This is a genomic window from Brevibacillus fluminis, assembly GCF_003710825.1.
Classification (GTDB): domain Bacteria; phylum Bacillota; class Bacilli; order Brevibacillales; family Brevibacillaceae; genus Brevibacillus_D; species Brevibacillus_D fluminis.
The window spans coordinates 70,240-90,207 of the sequence record NZ_RHHQ01000015.1 but is presented as its reverse complement, the minus strand read 5'-3'; the positions used below and the strand labels follow the sequence as shown (position 1 = coordinate 90,207).

Sequence of the window (19,968 nt, the reverse complement as noted above, 5' to 3'; positions counted from 1 at the left end):
TATATTTCAAACTGTTATACAGGAGGCGTTTTCCTTGACAAGAAAAAAAGTCCCTCGTTAATCCCGTGCTCCGCCGCCTTCTCCCCTAAATAACAAGACAATCACAACCAGGGAGGATGGCGAATGATGAAGCCCTTTATTATGGATTGGAAAAACCTTTATTTTGGCGTTGAGATTGAATTTGTTGGGGGTAATCCCGAGGTTGTCGAGCTTTTACCAGGCTGGACAATGGCGTTAGATGAACTGCAAATTGATGATACCGGCGAAGAGTCCGGCAGCGAACTTCAAACTCCCCCCATTCTGTGGGAAGATCGGGAACAAATCAACGAAATGTTGCGGAGGCTCATTGCGACAGGAGCGAGAGTTAATTGGAATTGCGGACTTCACGTCCACGTTAGCATGGAGCCTTGGGGGGAAGAAGCAATTCCTGATTTTATCGATGCTGCATTGCAATATCAAGAATCAGTGAAATACTTATTTACTACCAGTGAAGATCGGCTGGTATACTGCCCTCCTGTCACCTGGGAAATGCGTGATCGTTTTCTTTCCAACCCTGGGGATGCGGCTCTTCGACATAGAGGACGTCCTCAATCCCAGCGGTGTGGCGTCAACATTGCTGCATGGTTCGATAACAAGACAGTAGAAATTCGTTATGCTAACGGCACTTTGAAATACGATGAAGTCATCACTACCGTCGAATTTTGCCTTCGATTCGTTGCAGCCATTGGTGCAAGACGTAAGCTTTCATGCGATCCCAAACAAATGGCAAATGACCTCGGAGTGCCTCTCACTGGATATCCTCCGCCCATTTCTGCCCCACTTTGGTATCGGGAGAGAATATGGTTAGAAAATATGTTAGTACCGCTAATAACCCCTATAGCCGCCAGCATTTTCCCAGAGAGCGAGATCCTTCATATATTGCCTAGGCCAGATGGTTTATTGGTTGCGATTGAGAATACCGACCGCAAGATAATAAGATATCTTTTCCATTTATCTACAAACGGCTGGAAAATTGAAGGTAAGCTCCCGGATTAATAAGATTGCTTTAGGTCGCCCCCCTTTAGTTAGGGGGCTTTATAATTAACGCGCTATTCATTCAATTATGCTTCCCATTACTTTCAATTGCGGTGCAAGCAATTCCGCTTTTTTGGTGATCACATTGTCCCAACTGATCTGATACACCTCGTCAACATTGTCGCCAAACCAGAAAAAGCTACTGGATTTCCTGTTCGTTCGTTTGCCATTTTGCCTTGATCCATTTGCATTTCGTGCCACGTGAAAAAGCGCAGCATACCCGCTGCGCTTTTTGTACACTTACCGATTTTTTTGCTGCTGCATGGGAAGCAGATTGCGAACCCGCTCATCCCGCAGCCAAAGTCCGCCCCATGCAAGAATTGCCAAATAGACGGAAAACAGCACGTGGGTAAATAGCGGAGCATCCATGCGAATCTGTGTCGCGATCACACCGCCGAAATAGCCGGTTAGTAACAAGGCACCCAAGACGGCCGTGCGCGGCACCGCATATAATATCGTAGAGACAAGTGCTAGAATGCCAAGCAATGCAATATGGTGCTGCGCAAAGCCCAGCTCCAGTGTTCCTTCCACCACAGGGGCAGGTTGAAAAAATTTCATCACGCTGTCAAAAAGCATAAAAAGAATAACGATTCCGCTCATGATTCTCGCCACCCACAGGCGGCTTTTGGATATGTTGTTGCTCATCATTTGAAATTCCACCTTTCCGATACATACGTTTTTCCTCTGATTCTTACCCACAACCACATCGTATCATAGTCAGGAAGACTACATTTCTTTTGCATTGCGGTCTTTCTTCTGGTACAAAAAAGGACCGGGGGATGATTCCGGTCCTTTCGCGTGTGTTCGATGCTCTACTGTTTTTTCATGACACTTAGCAGCTGTACGATCTGTTAAGAAAATGAAGGTCGATAGCCTTCATCAGCCATTAGATGACAGCTTACCCGATGTGTCTCCCCCGCTTCATAAACCGGGGGCGATTCCGTTTCGCAGAGCTGCATCCGCTTTGGACAGCGGGTAACAAACGGGCAACCGGCATGCTGCATATAGGGACTGGGCGGATCGCCTGCAAGCCCGATTGTTTCTTGTCTGACTTGATCCAACCTTGGCACAGCAGAAAGCAGTGCTTGCGTATACGGATGCGCAGGCTGCTGGAAAATCTCCGCTGTCGTACCAATCTCCACGATCCGACCCAAATACATGACCGCAACTCGATCCGAAATATACTTCACCACCGAGAGATCGTGGGAAATGAAAATGAGCGATAGCGCGAACTCTTTCTTCAAATCTTCCAGCAGGTTCAAGATATGGGCCTGAACCGATACGTCAAGCGCACTGACTGGCTCATCAGCAATCAACAGCTTCGGCTTGACGGCGATTGCACGGGCGATCCCAATTCGCTGCCTCTGCCCGCCGCTGAAGGCTTTCGGGTACTTGTCCGCATCTTTGGTATGTAAGCCGACCCTTTCCAGCAAAAAGTCGATGTATTCGTTTTGTTCCTGCTCGTTGCTGCATATTTGGTGGAAGCGGATCGTCTCTGCCAGCATCTCTCGTACCGTCATGCGCGGGTTGAGCGATGAATACGGGTCTTGGAACACCATCTGCATATATTTCCTTACTTTTCGCAGACTTTTTTCATCGCTGCTCGTGATGTCTTGCCCCAAAAAGGTGATGGTCCCGTCTGTCGGTTCATACAGCCTCATGAGCGTGCGGCTTACCGTGCTTTTTCCGCAACCGCTCTCCCCGACAAGCCCCAATGTCTCCCCCGCTTCCAGCGAAAATGTGACACCATCCACCGCATAAAGCACAGTTCCACTTCGCTTGAACCATTTATCCAACAAACCGCCTGTTTTGCGGAATTCCTTACGCAGACTTTCCACACGTAAAATTGTCGTCATGTCTCATCGCACACCCTTTCGTGCCAATAACATGCCGACCAATGACCTGGAGCGATCTCTCTCAATTGCGTATGTTCATGTTTGGTGCATTCCACTGTGGCCAAAAAGCAACGGGCATGGAACGGGCACCCTTCCAGTGGTTGCGACAAATCTGGTAATGAACCCGGGATTCCTTGGAGCTTTTCATCCGACTCGATTCGAGGTACCGAACGAATCAGCCCCACCGTATAGGCATGGCGCGGCTTGCGGAACAATTCAGCCGTCGTGGTTGTTTCCATTACTTTTCCTGCATATAAGACGACGACTCGGTCACACATCTGGGCAACTACGCCAAGATTGTGGGTCACGATCAAGATCCCCATCCCGAGGCGTTGTTGAATTTCTTTCATTAAAGTGAGCACCTGTTCCTGTACGGTCACATCGAGCGCTGTCGTCGGTTCATCAGCCAGCAAAAGATGAGGATCGCAGCAGATCGCGAGGGCAATCATTACCCGTTGCCGCATTCCACCGCTCAACTGGTGCGGGTAATTGTAGATACGCTGTTCTGGTGAAGAAATTCCTACCAATCGGAGCAATTCGATCGCTTTGTTCCATGCCTCTTTTTTACTCATTGATCGATGTGTTCGCAACGTTTCGACTATCTGATCGCCGATCCGGTACACCGGGTCAAGCGAGCTCATCGGGTCCTGCATCACCATGCCGATCTTTTGGCCGCGGATTTGCTGCATCTGCTTTTTCGAATAGTGCAGCAGCTCGTTTCCTTCAAAACGGATTGCTCCTTTTGTTACTTTTCCTTGTGGAGATGGCAGCAGCTGCAGGATGGAGCGACAGGTGATGCTTTTGCCGCTGCCACTTTCTCCGACAAGGCCGACCGTTTCACCATGGTTAATATGAAACGTGACATCAGTAACGGCATGCACGGTGCGTGCCTTAGTTTCGAGAATGACCTCCAGATTCTCGACTTCCAGTAATGGCCTCAATGCGATCCTCCCCCTGTTCCATTCGGGCAATGTCAGCCATTTAGCTTGCGGACAAAAGCAGCATCGCTAATAGGACCGGCATCATTTTTCGCATATCATCGGTTTGGTAGCGGACGGTTCTGCCGTCGATCAGCTCGACCCCCGGCATGTAGCTGACGAGCTTGGCGCTGTTGGTCGATTTGAACTCTAGATCGAGCGTGTACGATGCCAGCTTCGGCAACGGCTGCACGTTTTTGTGATTTTCGACCGCCTCTTTCGCTTTTGCCCGAATCATCTCCCGCGTGACGCTCGGGTGCAGGCAGCGCCCGGTATGAATGCCTTTTCCTTCTTTGACAGCCACCGTGTAGACACCCGGTATGTCTTGTTCCACCTCCGCTGCAGTCTGCGTGTCGCCTGTGACCAAAACAACTGGAACGCCGAAGGCTGCAGCGGCGGCTGCATTCAAACCAGCCTCGCCCACTTCCTGTCCATTCAAGAACAGCCGTTGAATCCTTCCGCTCAGCGTATGGTTTAATATCCCGTCTTTCGTCCCCGCCTTGCCGTGGTACCCGATAAAGAATGCTGCGGCAAACGAGTCGTCTAGCCCCTCGACCATCAGCATCGGCTTTTTGAAGCCACTGATCAATTCCGCTTTTGGATTCAGGTCATCCCAGAGCACATTTTTCATCGTATCGTGCGAATCGTTGACGAGGATTTCCGTCGCCCCGGCATCAAGCGCACCCGCGATCGCCGCGTTCAAATCTTGCGTCAGCAGCTTGCGGAAGTACTCGTAGTTTTTTTTGCCCACATCCACATCGTCGTCGTCAATGACGCCGGAAATGCCTTCCATATCGACTGAAATAAAAACTTTCATTCTGTTCCCCTCCATCATATTGTTTATTGCTGTTCGATTTTTTCTGCCAAACCATCTCCGAGCAAACTGAAGCCAAGCCCTGTCACCACGATCGCTAGGCCAGGGAAAGTGGCAATCCACCATGCGTTTATAATGTAATTGCGCCCTTCTGAGATCATCGATCCCCATTCTGCAGCAGGCGGCTGAACGCCCAATCCCAAGAAGCTAAGCGATGCGCCGAGCAAGATACACAGCACGACATCGGACATCGCGAAGACGATCGCAGACGAGATCACATTCGGCAAAATGTGGCACAGCATGATTCTTCCATGGCCATATCCGATGCTCCTGGCAGCTAAAATGTACTCCTGCTGCTTGACCACCAGCACTTCGCCGCGCACGATTCGCGCATAGGCGCTCCAGCCGACAATAAAAATGGCAATATACATATTCATCAAGCCTGGTCCGAGAATGGAAATGATGGCGATAATCAGCACCATGAATGGAAAGCTGATGACGACATCGACCAGCCGCATCATCAATGTATTGAACCAGCCCCCAAAATAACCGGATAAAAGTCCAATCAGCGTTCCTGTAATAAAGGGGACAATCACCGCGATCACCCCGATTTGTAGATCGACCCGACCGGCATAAAGCATGCGGGTAAAGATATCGCGGCCGAAATTGTCTGTACCGAACCAATGGGCAGCGCTCGGCTTTTGCAGCGCGTTGGCCAAGTCGTTGGCGTTCGGGTCATAGGGCGACAGCCATGGCGCACATATGGACAGCACGATGACGAAACATACCACAGCAAGCCCCCATACGATCTTGGCGTTGACTGGTATGCGGGAGAAAAATCTCGGGCGGAACGTCCTGGTTGGTGTTTTGGGTGCAACTTGTTGTAATTGTGCCATGTTCTCCCCCCTATTCCAGATCGACGCGCGGATCGAGTATCGTGTAGCATAGGTCCGTCAGCAAATTGACTGCAACGACCAATATCGCGAATACGAGCACGAGACCCTGAATGACCGGATAGTCCCTCGCCAGGATCGAATTGATCAAAAGCTGTCCCAAACCAGGTACGGAGAATACCGTTTCAATGACGACAGAACCACCGAGCAGCCAGCCGATATTAACGCCGAGAATGGTAATCGTGCCATTGATTGCATTGCGCAGGACGTGTTTGATGACGACCGCTCGCTCCTTCAGCCCTCTCGCACGTGCTGCTTCGATGTACTCGGAGGAAAAGACACTGATGATTTTACTTCGCAGCGGCCGCATCAGCACCGGTGCCAGGCCGAAGGTAATCGTCAAGGCCGGCAAAAACAAATAGTATATGTGGCCCCCAAAATTTTTGCCGTAGCCCGATACAGGAAACAGTTTCAATTTAATGCTCAGCAAAAGCATGAGGAGAATCCCAATCCAAAATGATGGCATCGCCAGACCGATAATTGATATCGCACGGAATCCTCCGTCAATCAGCGAACCTTTTTTCATCGCAGACCATAATGCAAGCGGGATGCTGATCAATAGGCTGAGCAGGGAAGCGTAAATCACCAGGAAAAATGTCGTGCCTAGTCGCTCTCCAATCAGCTTGTTGACCGATTGCTTCATCAAGATCGAATTCCCCAATTCACCTTGGAACAAATTTTTAATAAAAATGAGATATTGATCATACAACGGCTTGTCCAAACCCATTTGTACGGTCAGCTGCCGCACAGTTTCAGGTGTTGCCCGAGGGCCGAGCATGATCGTGGCAGGGTCCCCGGGAATCAGATGGATGATGAGAAATGAAACGACCGATATTCCGAAAATGACCGGAATGAGCTGGATCAGACGTTGGAGCACAAAGTGTAGGCGTACGATGCTGCATCACCTTCTTTACTTGGTCAGCCATACGTCCTCAAGGCGGTAATTGCCTGTGGACATGACCTGAAAACCTTTTACATAGCTCTGCACGGCATACGTCGCTGGTTTATAGTACAGGAAAACAAAAGGCGCATCTTCGCTGACAAGCCGTTGAATCTCGAAATACATTTCTTTGCGTTTTGATTCATCCAGCTCCTCGCGCGCCTTGTCGGACAGCTCGTCCACTTTCGGGTTTTTATAGCCCGTGTGGTACGAATTCGTGCCTCCTGTGGAAACGACCTCAAAGCTGGTCAATTCATCCGGGTCGATGATGTCTGTCGTGAAGTACGTAGACGCCAAATCGTACTTCATCGCATTGATCGCCTCATCCGCCGCACCTGGCTCCATCAGCTGGATGTCGAGATCGATCCCGATCGCCGCAAGCTGCTCCTTGACGATGACGCCAATTTGGCGCTCCGTCTCATTGCCGGAGCTGATCAGCAAACTCGTTTTGAAGCCATTCGGTTTCGAAGATTCCGCCATCAGCTGCTTGGCTTTGTCCAGATCGTATTTGTACCCTTTGAGCTGGTCATTGAAAAATTTCATTTTCGGCAAATAGGACGTGGCCGCTTCGCCATTCCCCAGCAATACATTCTTAATGATCGCATCCTTGTCGATCGCATAGTTAATCGCCTGCCGTACCTTCACATCCTGAAACGGCTCGCGCGTGTTATTGATCGTCAGCACATCAATTCGCGATTGCTGGACTGCCATGACATTCAAGTTTGGATCCGTTTTCAGCTCTTCTAGCGAGTTAAATGGGACATTTGATGCGATATCGATTTCACCTGCGCGCAGCTGCAGCATCCGCGTCGTATCTTCCGGCACTTGCACGAGCTCGACCCCGTCCAAATACGGCTTGCCTTGTTGCCAATAATCCGGATTTTTTGCCAACGCTACCTTTTGACCGCGCTGCCATTCGGCCAAGCGGAACGGACCGGTACCCATCTCGTTGCTGCTGAGAAAATCCTTTCCTTTATCCTTCACGGCTTTCTCGGATACGATGGAACTGCTGAACAACGCTAAGGACGAAAGCAACGGCGCATACGGCGTTTTCGTCTTAATCGTCACGACATCATCGCCCGTAGCCTCTACTGAATCGATTCCCGTATAGATCCAGCTCCAGCTCGACTCCTTGCCTCGCGCCCGATCAAGCGAAAATTTGACATCGGCTGCTGTCATCGGTGAACCATCGTGGAATTTGACGCCTTTGCGCAGTGTAAAGGTGTAGGTTTTGCCATCGTCAGAGACTTTCCACTCCGTCGCTAACGCTGGTTCAAGCCCATTTCCGTCGGGAGAAACGCGAACCAACTGATCGTACATCAGCAACAGCGTCCAAATCGACATGTTGTCTCCCGGAACGATGGGATCTAAATTCGATACGTCTTGCGCCCGAGCCAGCTTCAAGACGCCACCAGGCTTTGGTGTGTCACCCCCAGAATTGCTGGCTGCTTGGGAATCTCCTGCTGGGGCATTGCTTGAAGCTGGCGCGCTTTCCGACGTGGATGAACAGGCGACTGTCCCTGCGGCAAAAAGCACAGCGATGAGACCCATGAGCCCGTTTTTGACGATACGCTTTGTGTGTTTCATTGCGCCCTCCCTTATCATCGTCTTAATTATTGTAAATATTCTGCCTATTTATAATAGTGGATAGAAGGAAAACGACACCAATTGAAATTCTTTATAGCCCTTATGTAAAATTTCAATGGCTGTCCGAAAAAAATGACCAACGTCAAACGATGCTTGGCTCGCGTAGACAGGTAGATTGTGATTCCACGTGTGCTTGTTTTTTTGGGTAATTCCACCTAAAAATTGGATATTTTGTCCTGGTGTTATGGTAAAATGGACGTACCTGCATTGCATTTTTGTCAACAAAAGCGTCTTAACGAACGCACCAAAAAGCATGAATGGGGGGCAAAAGATGAGAAAATGGAGAACATGGCTGGTAGGCTCGGTCACTGCGGTGCTGGCCGCGGGAAGCTTGCTTGCAGGCTGCAGCACAAGCCAACAGACGGAAGGCAATCCACCCGCCGCGAATCAAGGGGAAAAGCTGGATGCGGAGCTGAATGTGTTCAACTGGACCGAATACTTGCCGCAATCCATCATTGACAAGTTCGAACAGCAATACGGTGTCAAAGTAAACTACAGCACCTATTCGTCCAACGAAGAAATGCTGGCGAAATTAAGTGTCGGTTCGTCCGGGTATGATCTATCTGTTGCATCGGAGTATATGGTTGAGATGATGCGAAATCTCGGTGTTATTCAGGAAATTAATTATGAGAATATTCCGAACTTCAAAAACATCAGTGCCGATTTCAAAAACCTCTCATTCGATCCAGACAACAAATTTTCCATTCCTTACATGTGGGGTGACGCCATCATCGCAGTCAATACTGACAAAATCAAAGACAAGATTACGGGATACAAAGATTTATGGGACCCCAAGTACAAAAATTCGATGGTCGTGCTGGATGACCAGCGGGCGATCATCGGCATCACACTGAAGAAAATGGGCTATTCGCTTAATGAGAAGGACGAGAAAATCTTGCAGCAGGCAAAGGACGAACTGAAAAAGCTGCTGCCCAATATCAAAGCGTTTGACAGCGACAGCCCCAAAACGATGCTAATCAACGGCGAGGCATCCATCGGTTTCGTCTGGGGTGCAGAAGCTGCTCTCGCGCGAAAGGAAAATCCAGCTATCCAGTATGTTTTACCGGAAGAGGGCTTGTATTTGTGGCAGGATAATTTTGTAATTCCGAAAGATGCCCCTCACAAGAAAACAGCCGAGGCATTCATCAATTTTCTGTTGCAGCCGGAAATCAGTGCGGAAATCTCCAAAGACTTCCCGTATGCCAATCCGAATCAGGAAGCCTTGAAGCTGATCGACAAGTCCGTAACGGAAGACATCGCCGTTTACCCGCCGAAGGACGCACTGCAAAATGGCGAGCATTTGCAATTCCTTGGCGATGTGACGAAAACCTATGACCGGATTTGGTCGGAAGTGAAGCAGTAAGCCAAGCGTTCAACAAACAAAAAGGCAGTGGCTGTCTCCGGCGTTTTGCGTCCGAAATTGCCCCTGCCTATTCTTTTTGGGTCAACCACTTAATTGCTCGATCGGTTGCCGCGTTTCAGTATGCGGATTTGCTTCTGAGGCTCACGCCCGGTTCCTCAGTATACCGGCCGTTTCACACATCCGGTCGGCGATCGCTTCCGCCAAGTCTGTCGTCATCTGCGGCACATGCGTTTTCAGGATCGAATTGACCATCGGCGCCTTTAAGCCTTTTGCCGTAATATCGAGAAAACCAGTCATCCTTGTCTTATCGGGCCCGAGTTCCTGCGCCTTGAAGAACCCTTCTCCCGTAAAACTACCACTCGTGCCGTTCAGGGTAAATCGCACCGCCGTCGGCTCGGTCCACTCGATGATGTCCACTTGCAGGTTGATCGTTTTCTTCAGAATACCGATGTCCCCAACAAACGACCAGGCTACTTGGCGATCGTTGATGATTTCGTGGCTCAGATAACCGGGCACCAATGGAATCCAATTTTCCAGCACACTGACAAACTTCCAGATCGTCGAGATGGACAAATCAACCTCGATATTGTGGATGCCTTGTGGCATGGTTGCTCATTCCTTTCCCGCTGCTTTTTTCATCCTGTTATATTTATGGTTTCGCGGCACGGGATATTTCGGGAATTTTGATGCAAGCGTTACGATTACGTAGAAAACCCGCCTTTGATTAGGCGGGTCAAGTGTTGCTATGATGGCAAAGGTATGGCTGCAGACTTATTCCAGCGAATCGATGATCGTTTGAATGTCGCGCAAGCTAGTGATTTCATGTGCTGGCACGATATCGCTCGCTTGCGGCAGCCCGTGACGGTTAATCCACATATTGCGCATGCCGACCGTATTGGAGCCCAAGATGTCCGTGGTGAGCTTATCACCGATCATGACGCCTTCTTCCGCCGTAATGTCCAGCAAGCTCATCGCGTGTTCAAAAATCGTTGCATCCGGTTTGCCGCGGCCGAAATCACCCGAGATGATGATATGATCGAAATACCCCGCGAGGCTTGGTACACCGGCCAGCTTTTCCTGCTGCAGATCGGGCGATCCATTGGTGAGCAACAAGAGCTTGTATTTCCCTTTCAACTGATCTAAGACCTCGAAAGTTTCTTCATATACGATCGGGCGGCTTCTCCGTTCCGCCGCGAACATATCGCCAAGCTTGGCGCCAAGCGTTTCATCTTCAATCCCGAGCGCACGCAAGCCGCGTGTCCACGATTCTTTCCGGTAAGAAGGTACCAGCGATTGGAGTTGGCGGAACTCCTCTTGCTTGCCTTCCTTGAAGTGAGCCCACAACCCCTCAAATGGATTAATTCCGATCATTTTAGTGAATGGGAATGTTTCGAAAGATTCGTACATGGCCCGCGCTTCACGTCGAACCGCCTCTTCCAGCTGTTCTGTGTCTACCTCGTATTGCTTGGCCGCCTCGGCGCAAGTCGCTTGGAACGCTTCCTTTACACTGCGATCGTCCCACAACAGCGTATCATCCAAATCAAATAAAATCGCTTTGATTGCCATTCCTCGAATCCCTCTTTCTTTCTGTCGTATCCCTCTCGTCAATGGGAAGGATCTGTTTCTCTCCCTGTTTCAACTCTTTTGCCCCGCAAAGCTTTGCAGCGGCAGCTAGTCGAACATGCAATCCATTTTATCATCCTACCATATCGGCAGCCATACATGAGAGAGCAAATCAGAAAAAGTCATAGAGAATTCACGCCGCGCCTTTCAAAACCACGTCTTCATATTACAAGTATTACCTCAGGACGCCAGCTCGCTCCACGTTTGGACGAGCCATTTGGCAAACGCCTCTTTTTCCTCGAACTGCGGATAATGAGCTGATTTGGGAAAAATGACAAATTCTTTTTTGGGTGCGGTCAGCTCTTCAAAGTAGACTTTTGCAGCATGCACGGAAGTCATAAAATCGTACTGGCCCATCACAAAATAAGCCGGGATGTCCAATTTTCTTACGATTTGCGGTAGATTCGCGTGTGCTTCCTCTTCCAACAGTGTGGGTTGTGACACCGCTACCCCTCTCACATAACGGATGACATCGAACAAATTGTATTCTGGATGAAAGACGAAGCCTGTATAGTAATCCAGGTTATCGTCAATCACTCTCGCTGCTCCGCCATATTTTCGGATCAACGTGCGAGGCGTGGATGCTTCTTTTTGCATGATCGATTCTCGCAGCTGTTCCGCCAGCTTTGCATCATCTTGGTTGCCGGCGTTTTTCGCCTGGTCGATCACAAAGTTCAAGCTGTCTGTTTCGCTCATCACATGATCGCCGACCTGTCCGATACCGATATACGCTGCGTATTTGCTTGGCGCTTTCGCCGCTGCTTTCATGCCGATATAGGTGCCAAACGAATGGCCGATCAACAGCACTTTTGGTTGACCTAGCTCCCCTTCCACATAATCGGTCAATGCCAACAAATCATCGACGAGCACATCGGTAGTAAGATGAGAATAATCTTCAAAAAAATGATAGGATTTACCGCTGCCGCGCTGGTCGTAATGAACAATCGTAAAATGCTGCTCGAGTATATCTTGGTATTTCGTGACATACGGGATTTCGGAACAGCCCGGTCCGCCATGAACAAAAATCAAAATCGGATTGCGGCGGTCGACACCGCGAATCATCACTTCATGGCCCGTGCCGTTGATCATGACCTGCCGCAACGAGCTGATGCTATTGTCGCCTTCGATCCGAGGTGTCCATGTCGGAAAAATCAATCCGATCGCGATCCATACAAGAACCAGTCGGATGCTTATTTTTAGAACCTGCAATGCTTTTCTTTTCAATCGAAAGGCCCCTGACTTGGCGTTTTTTTCTTCATTTTACATGATTCTGTGCCGCGATCGTGTTCTTTTTTTGGCAGTTCTCATCGTGCTAGATTCGGATTGTTTTCAAAATAATCGGTTGTGAAGAATCAGAGGTACACGTACAATCAACGATAAGAAACGAAATGATCATTCTATCGAAATGAGGGCATACATGGACACAAGGAAACATTGGACGGAATGCGAAACAACCAATTCCGCAGTTGTCACCAGGCTTCGACTTGCCGGCTGCGTTTTCGCCGAGGAGGAAGCACAGCTGCTCGCAGATGCGGCGCAGAGTCCTGTCGAGCTGGAGGCAATGGTGGAGCAGCGCGTCATAGGCTTTCCGCTAGAACATATAATCGGGTGGGCCGCTTTTTGCGGAGTAAAGATCATGGTGGAAAAAGGCGTCTTTGTCCCGCGCCACCGCACGGAATTTCTCGTTCGTCAGGCAACCTCTCTGCTGCAAAATGGGGCGATCGTGGTTGACTTGTGCTGCGGTTCGGGAGCAATCGGTACCGTGCTGGCGGCACGCATGAACCAAATCGAGCTGCATGCCGCCGACATCGATCCTGTCGCGGTGAAATGCGCCAGGCGCAATATCTCAGCTTTTGGTGGAACCGTGTATGAAGGAGATTTGTACGAGCCGCTTCCTCCCCAACTGCGTGGCGGTATCAACATTCTGGTAGCAAATGCGCCCTATGTCCCCACGGACTCGATCGGTACGATGCCACCAGAGGCTCGATTGCATGAAGCTCCGGTGGCGCTTGACGGCGGTGCGGACGGTCTGGACATCCAGCGACGGATCGCAAGCGAGGCTATGCTTTGGTTGGCCCCTGGGGGACATCTGCTGGTCGAAACCAGCGAACGACAGACGCTACAGACCGTCCGCATTTTTGAGCAGAACGGGCTGCACTCTCGCGTCACCCACTGTGACGAACTCGACGCTACCGTCGTCATCGGTACGAAGCCTGATCGCTGACATCCCCGTCCGTGCTTTGTAGGAACGGTTATGTCTTTGTTGACAAACGTTGTAGAAATCGCCCTTCTGGGAGCGTACATCCAATAGAAGTAACGGCCAACCCGTGATTTGGAGTCCGCAAAGCGTCATTACGATGCCGTTCCAGTCAGTGTGCCACACTGTCAATTCTCTCTCCGCGGTCGCTCTTTCCGAAATGCCAGTGAAGTCTTTTTTCGTATAATGCGAGTGTAGAGCAAGGATGGAGGTTTTCTCACGTGAACATCTTAATCTTGGGTGCCACTGGCCGCGTTGGCAGTCAAATCGCCTCCCTGGCACGGGAGGATGGTCATTTCGTAACGCTTTTCGTACGTAGTCCGGAGAAAGTTGCCGATCCAGATGAACAGGTCATGATTTACACAGGAAATGTGCTCAACCAGGAAGACATCGCTCGGTCCATGCGCGGAGTGGATGCAGTCATCAGCGCTTTGAGCACCGATGGAACCACGACATTGTCGACAAGCATGCCAATTCTGATTGAGGCCATGAAAGCGGAAGGAATCAAGCGAATTGTTACGATTGGTACTGCCGGCATTTTGCAAAGCAGAGACACCCCGCAATTGCTTCGGTACCAGTCCGCCGAATCGAAACGGAAATCGACCTTTGCAGCCGAAGAGCACCAAGCTGTTTTTGACCTTTTGCAGCGATCTGATCTGGATTGGACGATTGTATGCCCTTCTTATTTGCATGAGGGAGAAAGCCGGGATGCCTATCGTGTAGAACGAAATGTTTTGCCTGAAGGCGGTTCGGCTATTTCGATAGTGGATACGGCAACTTTCGCCTATCGCCAGCTCGCAAGCACGGACTATCGGAACGCACGCGTAGGGATCGCCTATTAACAGTATCCTTGCTTCAAGCCATTCAAATGCCTTTTTACGCAGAAAAAAGCCTCCCTGAACGATTCAAGGAGGCTTTTGTCATGCCGGCAACTAGGACAGTTTCACCAGGCTGTAGTTTTTCTTCCCTTTGCGGATGATGATGAAGCGGCCGCCGATGGCTTGGCTCGCGTCCACTTCCAGTTCAAGGTCGCTGATACGCTCGCCGTTCATCGAGATCGCGCCTTTTGTAATATCTTCGCGCGCTTGACGCTTGGACGGCTCGATGCCCAGCTCCACGAGCCAGTCAACGATATTTTTCGATTCCTTTGTTGCTTCGTACGTCGGCATATCTTTAAAGCCTTGCTCGATCTCGTCTGCCGACAGCGATTTGATGTCGCCGCTAAACAATGCCGCGGTGATGCGTTTCGCCTGCTCCAGCTTTTCCTCGCCATGCACAAAGCGAGTCATTTCCTCTGCGAGCATTTTTTGCGCTTCGCGCTTATGCGGCTCGGTCTGTACCTTTTCTTCCAGCTCGTCGATTTGCTCCTTGGTGAGGAACGTGAAGTATTTCAAGTATTTCACGACATCGCGGTCGTCGGTGTTCGCCCAGAACTGATAGAATTCGAATGGCGTCGTTTTATTCGGATCGAGCCAGATTGCGCCGCCAGCCGTTTTCCCGAATTTGGTGCCGTCCGCTTTCAGCATCAGCGGAATCGTGAGGCCGAACGCTTTTGCCTCTGGCCCGACTTTTTTCCGGATCAGATCAAGACCGCTGGTGATGTTGCCCCATTGGTCGGAGCCGCCGATTTGCAGCTGCACGTCTTCATGCTCGTACAGATGCAGGTAGTCGAGCGATTGCAGGATTTGGTACGAGAACTCCGTAAAGGAAATGCCGCTGTCGAGCCTGCTCGCTACGACATCTTTGGCAAGCATCGTGTTGATGCTGAAGTTTTTCCCGTAATCGCGCAAAAATTCAATGACATTGATTTTATGCGTCCAGTCGTAATTGTTGACCATGCGAATTTGGTTGTCGCCTTCGGTCACGAACAGCTTTTTCATCTGTTCGGTGAGCGCGTCGACGTTAGCTTGCACCTCTTCGAGCGTCTGCAGCGAGCGCTCAGTTTGGCGTCCGCTTGGGTCGCCGATCGTACCGGTTGCCCCACCGATCAAAATGACCGGGCGATGGCCGGCAAGCTGGAATCGTTTCAGCACCATGAAAGGAATCAGGTGCCCGATATGCATGCTGTCACCTGTCGGGTCTACACCGCAGTAGACCGATACCGCTTTTTGCGAGGCCAATTCTCGCAGACCATCCGCATCTGTCTGTTGATTAATGGCGTCGCGCCATTCCAATTCGTCGATAATGTTCACTGCCAAACACTCCCTTGCATCATCGTATCCTATAACGAAGCATCATTGCGGTTTAGAAAACCTGGCTACGCCATGCTTTTTGACGGTGTCGCGGTTGCACTTATACTGGATAAGAATTTTATAAATTCTTATCTGTATAAAAAATAAAAATCGCCCCTTGTCTATTGTAGACACAGGGACGATTGTATAACCGTGATACCACCCAGATTGCACCAATGGCCGGTGCGCTTGCGCACGCCATTCATGCCGCTCTCAGCGAGTTATCGGTCGCCATTCCGCTCAGCATTACCCGAGATACTCCAGAGTGTAATTCGCTGGCTTAGTGTGTACCGGGTTCCATCAACCCCCGGCTTTCTAGAACAGGGACCAAGCTGCTACTGGGCTCTTTCAACGTATGTCGCATATAAGATTACAGACAGTATAGTGAAATACTGGATGTGTGTCAACTGGATTTCAGTCCAACCTTCGTCATCCCTCGCTACCACGATCAACCGTTATCACGACATTTCCTTTTTTCCGCCCCGTCTCCACATGCCGATGCGCAGCAGCAATATCTTCAAGCGGATAACGACGATCGATCACAGCCTTCAGTTTTCCCGTCTCCATGAGCCCCTTGAGGAAAACCAAATCGTCCGCGCATACCTTTGCGATTCCTTGCCCATTGACGGTTACGTACCTCCCGTTTGGTGCCAACGATTTTTTACATGCCGATTTGGAAATTTTCCCTACCGCGTCAAAAATGATGTCATACCGCTCATCTCGCTTGGAAAAATCCTCTTTGGTGTAATCCACGATTTGATTCGCGCCTAACGATGCGACCAGCTCGGCATTTGCCGCGCTGCATACTCCGGTTACGTGAGCTCCAAAATGTTTGGCCAGTTGCACGGCAGACGTCCCGACCGCTCCAGAGGACCCATAAATCAGCACGCGGTGCCCTCTTTGGATCTTTGCTTTTCGTAAAAAGTGCAGGGCTGTCGTCCCGCCAAAAGGGATTGCCGCCGCCTCCTCAAACGTCGCATTTGCCGGTTTGACAGCCACAACTCCGTTTTCCGGCAGGCAGATGTACTCGGCGTGGGCGCCAAAACGCATACCATTCAACGCATAGACCTCGTCGCCGCGTGAAAACCGTTTGACACCCCTCCCGACGCCTTCGATGATTCCCGCCAGCTCTACGCCAAGTATCGGCATCCGCGGTCTGCGGATCCCCAAAAAGAGCCGCATCGGCAGCCAGTACAAGAAGGGGCTGTTGAACGCACGGACGCGGCAGTCCCCGGATGTTACCGTTGTCGCATGTATTTTCACCAACACCTCATTATCCTTAGGAGTGGGCTTCTCCACCTCTCTTAGCTCCAGAACGTCCGGTGATCCGTATTTCGTGCATACAATTGCTTTCATTGCGCTTCCCCTCACCCTCTATTTGCAAAGAGTATAGCTGCAGCCAAGGATTGTCGGGCAGAACCGAAAGTATTGTTTTGCAAAAACTCTATCTGCTCTAAGGATGAAAATCTTGCAGCAGGCCCAGCAAACGAGCGCGTGCAACCGCTTCGGTGCGGCGCTTGACTTGCAGCTTGTCAAAGATTACCCGATTATGTCCTTTCACCGTCGCCAACGCGATGAATAGCTGCTCACTGATTTCCCGATTGGAGAGTCCTTGGGCGATGAGGGTCAGTACTTCCAACTCCCGGCTGCTGAGCGGCTCGATCAAATGATGTTCAGCGTCATGGACCGTTTCGAGCTGATTTGCCATATTCTCCGCCTCGCATGCGGTCAACAGCTTCCGAAGATAATCAGTCATGAACGCATGTTTAGCGGCCTCGCGCAACAAGCGGACCATCGGGGCTCCTGCGTCGACAAACATACGGACGAAGCCGCCGGGGGCTGCAAGTGTCAGCGCATCCCTCAGCATTCGCAGCGCCTTCTCCTTTTCCCCATGCATATGCAGGGCGACTGCAAGTAAGCTCGTGACCGTAAGCCGTACATCCTCCTGCTGCTTCGATTCCGCTTCCATTCGCAACGGCTCTAAGATCGTTAACGCTTCGGAAGCTTCATCATCTGCCAGATGCACGCGTGCTTGGCTGATGTACCGCCCATGCCTCTGCGCCACCTGAGCGGCTGCCGTTCGATTGCCTTGGCGAATAAGGACCATCACCTGTGCGTCAGCAATATTCGGCATCTGGTTTTGAAAGTGGTATTGGCGGGCGACGTGCTCCCCCGTCGCAAGCATCGCGGATGCACCGCTTACCTCTCCATCTGCAAGCATCAATCGAGCGAGTAACACCTCTCCTGCAACCGTTCTGTCCGACTGTTCGATTCCACGAGCGAGCTGGACGCTTCTTTCACCATGTTGCTTTGCCGACTCCAGATCGTTCCATTCGTAAAAAATACGGGCCAAACCAAGATGCGCCTCGCATACAACGGGAAGCGGCGGTTCTCCCGCCAATTGAATCACGCGCTGGTACGTCTCAACAGCAAGGGTAAGCTGGTTATCCGCTTCCTGCATCAGCCCGAGCCCGAGTGTTGCCAGAATGGTAATCATCTTGTGTCCGATCGACTGGCTGGTCGCTAAAGCGTCAGCATAGGCTTTTGTGGCCTCTTTGCGATTTCCTTGGAGCTGATGAGCGTATCCGAGTGACCAGACAGCGGCCGTGCGTACAGGCACGTTGTCTGGATGAAGGTATTCCAAAGCGCGCTTCGACTCAGCGAGAATCGTTTCCGACTGGTGCTTGCTGACCGCTATCGTCGCGCGAATGGCTGCGATATGACCCAGGAGATCCCGCTGCGTTGCATCTTGCTCCACCCGATGCAAGGCATGCTCAGCAGCGAGCAGCTTTTGTTCCACACGGGTGATTTGGCCTGCCATCAGCAATGCAGAAGCATGGAGTACCCATAGTGAAGGACGCGCATCGAGCACCTGCTTTGGCAGCTCATCCAGCCAATTCAATACCGGTGTCACCGCCCCCCGAAAAAGCAACGGCATGCCGCCACCTTCTACCAGACGAGCGGCTCGTTTGACATCATTGGCGGCAGCTGCATGACAAAACGCCTCGATTTCGAGCCCTTGTTTTTCATACCAAACACTCGCTCGCACATGGCATTGCGCTGCTTCGTCATGCCCATCCGAGGACAGCTTGGTTTGGTACAGCCGCTTTCGCAGAATCTCCGCAAAGAGATGGTGATAGCGATACCAATGCCGTTCATTATCCAGTGGCACGATAAACAGATTGGCGCGTTCCAGTGCTTCCAGCATGTCTTGTCCGGAAGCGGTCGTGGAACCATATTCCCCACACGGATCGCCAATAACAGCTTCGCAGAGTGGTCCGCACAGCCGGTCTAGGATCGAGGTGCGCAGCAAAAACGTCTGCGTAACGGGCGAAAGGTGCTGGATCACTTCTTCGAGCAAATAATCGAGTACGAAAGGATGAGTGCCGGAAAATTTCTCGATGAGGCTGGAGACGTCTTTTTGCCCCCTGAACGAAAGCGCGGCTGCCTGCAATCCGGCAATCCAGCCCTCTGTGCGTGAGGCAAGAAAGGCGATGTCTTCCGCACCAAGCGGGAGCTCCATCACCGCAAGCAAAAATTCGGCCGCCTCCGCCTTGGTAAAACCTAAGTCAGTGTCGCGCACTTCTGTCAGCTGGTCTCGAACGCGCAACCGAGCAATAGGCAGACAAGGCTCTTCCCGTGTGGCGATGACCAGATGCATATAAGACGGCATACGATCAAGCAGCAAGGCGATTGCATTTGCTATGGTTTCAGATGTGATGACATGGTAATCGTCAAGGACAAGAACAAAGGGATTGTGGTTAGTTTCTATTTCATTGAGCATGGCCACTACGATGGATTCGATCGGCGGCAGTTGGGGGGAATGGAGCAAGGCAAATACACCTTCACCGCTATTTCGTCCAATGGTTTGCAAAGCGGCGCACAGGTAGGTGAGAAAACGCGCAGGATCATTGTCCCCCGCATCCAGTGACAGCCAAGCGACAGGTCGTTCACAACGTTCGAGCCATTCGCCGAGCAGCGTCGTTTTGCCTGAACCGGCACTGGCGGAAATGAGAGTCAACCTGCGTTGAAAACCGGTATTCAGCCGTTCGATCAGCCGTGGGCGGGAAACGATCTTGGGACGTGACAAAGGGATATTGAGTTTTGTTGAAAGAATGGGAATTGTCATAATTGAATTATAAGGAGCGCGGTCTTTTGGCGTCAATTATGGCTATCGCCTCAATACTCTCGGAA

Annotated in this window: 17 protein-coding genes; 4 read left to right on the top strand and 13 right to left on the bottom strand. The window is 50.9% G+C overall.

Going from position 1 to position 19,968, the window contains the following annotated elements; genetic code table 11:
- Nucleotides 1–123: 123 nt before the first annotated feature.
- Nucleotides 124–1,035: an amidoligase family protein gene (locus EDM56_RS19315; protein ID WP_122919548.1), complete on the top strand. Its 912-nt coding sequence runs from the start codon at nt 124–126 to the stop codon at nt 1,033–1,035.
- Between the two features lie 279 nt (nt 1,036–1,314).
- On the opposite strand, the gene EDM56_RS19305 is transcribed toward EDM56_RS19315, so the two are convergent.
- From EDM56_RS19305 to EDM56_RS19275, 7 genes are all read right to left on the bottom strand, one after another.
- Nucleotides 1,315–1,719: a DoxX family protein gene (locus tag EDM56_RS19305; protein ID WP_122919673.1), complete on the bottom strand. Its 405-nt coding sequence runs from the start codon at nt 1,717–1,719 to the stop codon at nt 1,315–1,317.
- Between the two features lie 206 nt (nt 1,720–1,925).
- Nucleotides 1,926–2,930, bottom strand: a complete 1,005-nt coding sequence (locus EDM56_RS19300) for an ABC transporter ATP-binding protein (protein WP_122919547.1) — start codon at nt 2,928–2,930, stop codon at nt 1,926–1,928.
- Nucleotides 2,927–3,910, bottom strand: coding sequence for an ABC transporter ATP-binding protein (locus tag EDM56_RS19295; RefSeq protein WP_122919546.1), 984 nt, complete (start codon nt 3,908–3,910; stop codon nt 2,927–2,929). The genes EDM56_RS19300 and EDM56_RS19295 overlap by 4 nt, the downstream gene beginning before the upstream one ends.
- A gap of 40 nt (nt 3,911–3,950) precedes the next feature.
- Nucleotides 3,951–4,763 carry a M55 family metallopeptidase gene (locus tag EDM56_RS19290; protein ID WP_122919545.1) on the bottom strand — a complete coding sequence of 271 codons (813 nt, stop codon included), beginning with the start codon at nt 4,761–4,763 and terminating at the stop codon, nt 3,951–3,953.
- Nucleotides 4,764–4,786: 23 nt separating this feature from the next.
- Complete coding sequence (locus tag EDM56_RS19285) at nt 4,787–5,656, bottom strand: ABC transporter permease (protein WP_122919544.1); 870 nt, start codon at nt 5,654–5,656, stop codon at nt 4,787–4,789.
- Between the two features lie 10 nt (nt 5,657–5,666).
- The gene (locus tag EDM56_RS19280) at nt 5,667–6,590 is read right to left on the bottom strand and encodes an ABC transporter permease (RefSeq protein WP_221175993.1); all 924 of its coding nucleotides are present in this window, start codon (nt 6,588–6,590) and stop codon (nt 5,667–5,669) included.
- A gap of 33 nt (nt 6,591–6,623) precedes the next feature.
- Nucleotides 6,624–8,240: an ABC transporter substrate-binding protein gene (locus tag EDM56_RS19275; protein WP_183192525.1), complete on the bottom strand. Its 1,617-nt coding sequence runs from the start codon at nt 8,238–8,240 to the stop codon at nt 6,624–6,626.
- Between the two features lie 331 nt (nt 8,241–8,571).
- On the opposite strand from EDM56_RS19275, the gene EDM56_RS19270 reads away from it, so the two are divergent.
- A complete protein-coding gene (locus EDM56_RS19270; RefSeq protein WP_246009449.1) occupies nt 8,572–9,663 on the top strand; it encodes an ABC transporter substrate-binding protein in 1,092 nt (363 codons plus the stop codon).
- A 141-nt stretch (nt 9,664–9,804) separates the two neighbouring features.
- On the opposite strand, the gene EDM56_RS19265 is transcribed toward EDM56_RS19270, so the two are convergent.
- From EDM56_RS19265 to EDM56_RS19255, 3 genes are all read right to left on the bottom strand, one after another.
- Nucleotides 9,805–10,269 (bottom strand): SRPBCC family protein, encoded by a 465-nt coding sequence (locus EDM56_RS19265; protein WP_122919541.1) that lies wholly within the window; start codon nt 10,267–10,269, stop codon nt 9,805–9,807.
- Nucleotides 10,270–10,434: 165 nt separating this feature from the next.
- Entirely contained in the window at nt 10,435–11,229 is a 795-nt protein-coding gene (locus EDM56_RS19260; RefSeq protein ID WP_122919540.1) for an HAD family hydrolase, read from the bottom strand.
- Nucleotides 11,230–11,466: 237 nt separating this feature from the next.
- Nucleotides 11,467–12,510 (bottom strand): alpha/beta fold hydrolase, encoded by a 1,044-nt coding sequence (locus EDM56_RS19255; protein WP_246009448.1) that lies wholly within the window; start codon nt 12,508–12,510, stop codon nt 11,467–11,469.
- Nucleotides 12,511–12,703: 193 nt separating this feature from the next.
- Here EDM56_RS19255 and EDM56_RS19250 point away from each other — a divergent pair, with 193 nt between their 5' ends.
- Together EDM56_RS19250 and EDM56_RS19245 are read left to right on the top strand one after the other, a co-directional pair.
- Nucleotides 12,704–13,510: a putative protein N(5)-glutamine methyltransferase gene (locus EDM56_RS19250; protein ID WP_122919539.1), complete on the top strand. Its 807-nt coding sequence runs from the start codon at nt 12,704–12,706 to the stop codon at nt 13,508–13,510.
- A 254-nt stretch (nt 13,511–13,764) separates the two neighbouring features.
- Nucleotides 13,765–14,385 carry an NAD(P)-dependent oxidoreductase gene (locus EDM56_RS19245; protein ID WP_122919538.1) on the top strand — a complete coding sequence of 207 codons (621 nt, stop codon included), beginning with the start codon at nt 13,765–13,767 and terminating at the stop codon, nt 14,383–14,385.
- 90 nt (nt 14,386–14,475) lie between these two features.
- Here EDM56_RS19245 and tyrS read toward each other — a convergent pair whose 3' ends face one another.
- The 3 genes from tyrS to EDM56_RS19230 all read right to left on the bottom strand — a co-directional run bounded on the left by tyrS (nt 14,476) and on the right by EDM56_RS19230 (nt 19,939).
- Nucleotides 14,476–15,735 carry a tyrosine--tRNA ligase gene (gene tyrS / locus EDM56_RS19240; RefSeq protein WP_122919537.1) on the bottom strand — a complete coding sequence of 420 codons (1,260 nt, stop codon included), beginning with the start codon at nt 15,733–15,735 and terminating at the stop codon, nt 14,476–14,478.
- A gap of 468 nt (nt 15,736–16,203) precedes the next feature.
- Nucleotides 16,204–17,130, bottom strand: coding sequence for an NAD(P)-dependent alcohol dehydrogenase (locus tag EDM56_RS19235; protein ID WP_122919536.1), 927 nt, complete (start codon nt 17,128–17,130; stop codon nt 16,204–16,206).
- Between the two features lie 97 nt (nt 17,131–17,227).
- Nucleotides 17,228–19,939 carry a winged helix-turn-helix domain-containing protein gene (locus EDM56_RS19230; protein WP_342772404.1) on the bottom strand — a complete coding sequence of 904 codons (2,712 nt, stop codon included), beginning with the start codon at nt 19,937–19,939 and terminating at the stop codon, nt 17,228–17,230.
- Nucleotides 19,940–19,968 lie beyond the last annotated feature (29 nt).